This is a genomic window from Deltaproteobacteria bacterium (assembly GCA_005879795.1).
Taxonomy (GTDB): Bacteria; Desulfobacterota; Binatia; order DP-6; family DP-6; genus DP-6.
Genome location: VBKJ01000093.1, coordinates 1 through 3,729, shown reverse-complemented (window position 1 = coordinate 3,729; position 3,729 = coordinate 1). Strand labels below are relative to the sequence as shown.

The 3,729-nt window shown below is 68.8% G+C and carries 2 protein-coding genes; both read left to right on the top strand.

The features are described from left to right. Positions 1-548: 548 nt before the first annotated feature. Positions 549-767, top strand: coding sequence for a helix-turn-helix domain-containing protein (locus E6J59_04700; GenBank protein ID TMB21939.1), 219 nt, complete (start codon positions 549-551; stop codon positions 765-767). Between the two features lie 495 nt (positions 768-1,262). Next, positions 1,263-3,729, top strand: a 2,467-nt coding sequence (locus tag E6J59_04695; protein ID TMB21938.1) for a hypothetical protein, incomplete at its 3' end; no start/stop codon positions are given.

Genomic DNA, 3,729 nt, shown 5'->3' with positions numbered 1-3,729 from the left:
AGCGCCTTGTAAAGGAGCTGAACAAGCTGAAGCCAGAGCCAGACGCGGGAGGGCTCAAATCGCACGACGACGCCCGCCGGCTCGCCCGAATGATCCAACAACTGCGGGAGCGAGGCTTAGACGCTGATCGGGCCGCCGCCACAGCGGCGCTCGCGGAGGCGCTCGAGCGGGGAGCCCTCACGGCTCCGATGGAGGCGCACCTACAACAACCGGCTTGTGCCGACGTGACGACGAGGCCCCGACCGAGGTATGGTACGACCCACCATCGTGGTAGACAACTGCATCTGGAAGGTTTATCCCACGGGCCGCATCACCGTTTATGGGAAGGATGAGTTTGGGTTGCTGTTCGAACTCGGGACCGGCCCCGAGCGCAAGCGCCGCTTCACTCGCTATTCGCCTCTGGGATCCAAGAGTACCGACGCATCCCTCGCCGAGCTCACTGAGCGGCAGCTGCTAGACCTGTTCCATCAGTCGCAGCCCGCGTGGACGTCGCCTGACGGCGGATACGGAGTGCTTTGAATGAAGCGCCGTAGGAACGCGCTCACAGGGTGGTCTCTCTCATGACGGAGGACCGATTGACTCCCGCACAACTTAGGCGCGAGTTACGGCGCATCGCCTGGGGGCAAGTGCGACTCGCCCAGAAGCTTGGAGTGTGGCCAAGTGAAGTCCGGGATTGGCTCGCGGGCAAGGAGCCTGTGCCGGAGGTGGTCGCTTTAGATATATCCCATCTGCCTTCTCACAATCTGCGCCCACCACGGCCCGCGTAGCGCGGCGCGTGAATGAATTCGAGTGTAGTGAGTCGCTGTGTGTTGGTTTGAACCTCAGGGGGTCGGAAAAAGCAACGACCGCTGAAGCAGGGGGTCGCGGGTTGAGCTGCGGCCGCTGCGCGGCCTCGCTCCGCTTGACCGGCTGCGCCGGTCACCGGCGCTTCGCGCCGGACGCGTCAAATCCCGCCGTCCCGACTGGTCAAAGAATCAGCCCTGCAACGAGTTCCGTTGTGGGGCTCTTTCTTCGACTGCACCGCGTGTGGTAAGTCCTCACCCCTTGGCCCCCTCTCCCTTCGGGAGAGGGAACTCTCACTCAAATGAGAGAAGGGGCCGGGGCCTACGGCAATGGCACTGGCCGGCGTCCCGGGAATCGCCCACGCTCATCGCTCCCCGAAGTACAACACATGGAGGCCAAGGAGGAGCGAGACGAGCAGCGCCGTGCGACCGAGCACGACTACCCTGGAGACTTGAAGGCGAGGATGCATATTCCCGCCGATGATCCCGCAATACGAAGACTTCGCGGAGGCCCTCGGCTCGAGCTACCGGCTGGAGCGCCCGCTGGGCGAAGGGGGGATGGCGACGGTCCATCTCGCCCAGGACCTGAAGCACCGCCGCAGAGTGGCCGTCAAGGTGGTCCGACCCGAGCTCGCCACGGGGCTCGGGACTGAGCGCTTCCAGCGCGAGATCGAGATCGCCGCCGCGCTCAATCACCCCCACATCCTCGCGGTGCACGACTCCGGGGAAGCGGCCGGCGTGCTCTACTACGTCATGCCGTACGTCGAGGGTCAGTCGCTGCGCGCTCGTCTGCTGCGCGACAGGCAGCTGCCGCTCGAGGACGCACTGCATATCACGCGGGAGGTGGCCGACGCGCTGGACTACGCGCACCAGCGGGGTGTGATCCATCGCGACATTAAGCCGGAGAACATCCTGCTGCAGGCCGGACACGCCGTGGTGGCGGACTTCGGGATCGCGCGGGTGATCAGCGCTGTCGCGGAGGGGAAGAAGGGCACCCGTAGTACGGCGCTGACACGGCCCGGCGAGCAGATCGGGACGCCGGACTACATGAGCCCCGAGCAGGCGCTGGGAGAGCCGGAGCTGGACGGGCGGTGCGATCAATACGCGCTGGCCTGCGTGCTCTACGAGATGCTGGCGGGGCAGCCGCCGTTCACCGGGACGACAGCGGAAAGCGTCCTGCTGCGGCATCTGACGGTCGAGGCGCCGCGGATCACGGATCTCGCGCCCGCGGTCCCGAAACCCGTGGCCGCGGCGCTGGCCCGAGCCCTTGCCAAGGCGCCGGCCGACCGGTTCAGCGGGATGGCAGCGTTCATCGCCGCCCTCGCGGCGCCCGAAGCTCCGGTGGGCGCGCCGCCGCCCGCGCAACTCACCTCCTTCATCGGCCGCGAGCGCGAGACGGCAGCCGTCCAAGAGCTGTTACATGGCACTCGGCTCCTGACCCTTACCGGTGTCGGCGGCAGCGGCAAAACCCGTCTCGCTCTCGAGGTGGCGAGCCGCCTGGCGGCGCGGTACCCGGAAGGGGTCGCGTGGGTGGAGCTGGCGCCCCTGGCGAATCCCGAGCTCGTCCCGCACCACGTGGCCGACGCGCTGGGTGTGCGGCGCGACGGAATCCGAGCGGCGGGGGACGCCCTGCTCGAGGCGCTGCGCGACTGGGAAGCGCTGCTGGTGCTGGACAACTGCGAGCATTTGGTCGAGGCGTGCGCCCGCCTGGTGGAGAGCTTGCTGCGGGGCTGCCCGCGGCTCCGCATCATGGCCACGAGCCGGGAGGCGCTGGGGATCGGGGGCGAGCGCGCCTGGCCCGTGCCGGCGCTTAGTCTCCCGGGGGCCGGCACGCCCGTCACCCGCGCGGTGGCTGCCGAGAGCGAGGCGGTCCGTCTGTTCGTCGAGCGGACCCAGGCGGTACGGCCGTCGTTCGAGCTGCTGGACGGTAACGCGGCGGCGGTCGCGCGCATCTGCCAGCGGCTCGACGGCCTCCCCCTGGCCATCGAGCTGGCCGCCGCGCGCGCTCGCGTCCTCGATCCCCAGCAGATCGCCACCAGGCTCGAAGACCTGTTCGGGTTGCTCTCCTCGAGCAGCCGGACGACCCCGCAGCGTCACCGCACGTTGCGCAGCACCATCGAGTGGAGCCACGACCTGCTCACCGAGCCCGAGCAGGTTCTCTTCAGGCGGCTGGCGGTGTTCGCCGGGGGATTCACGCTCGACGCGGCAGAGGCCGTCGCGGCGGGAGGGGCGATCGCCGCGGCAGACGTGCTGGACCTGCTGAGCGGTCTGGTGGACAAGTCGCTCGTGTTGCTCGAGACCGAGGCGATCGAGGCGCGCTATCGCATGTTGGAGACGATGCGGCAGTTCGCGCGTGAGCGGTTGGAGCAGGCGGGCGAGGCGGCGGAACTGTCGCGCCGTCACGCGCAGTTTTTCCTCGCCCGCGCCGAGACGGCGGAGTCCCTGCTCCCCCAACACGCCGAGGGGGGACTGGAGCGGCTGGCCGAGGACATCGGCAACCTGCGGGCCGCGGCGGACTGGTTCGAGCAGGATCCCAAGGCGGTAGAAGAGACGCTACGGCTCGCCGCCGCGCTGCACTGGTTCTGGTTCGGGCTGGGGCACTACCGCGAAGCCCGGCGGCGCATCGAGACGGCGCTGGAGCGGAGCACCGCACGTACCCGGGCCCGGGGACGCGCGCTGTCGTCGCTCGCGACGTACTTGGCCCTACAGGGCGAGCAGGCGGCGATCGGTCCCGTGGCCGAAGAGAGCGTGGCGATCCTGCGGGAGATGGCCGGCGCGTCGGTGGATCTCGTGGTCGCACTCGTCGCACTAGGGCAGTCGTGTCTGCTCGCGGGTGGTCTGGAACGCGCGGCCGGCGTGATGGCGGAGGCCCGTGCGATGGCGCACGTCGTGCAACCGCGCTACTGGATCACCTATGAGCTGTACTGGCAGAGCCGCGTGGCGCAGG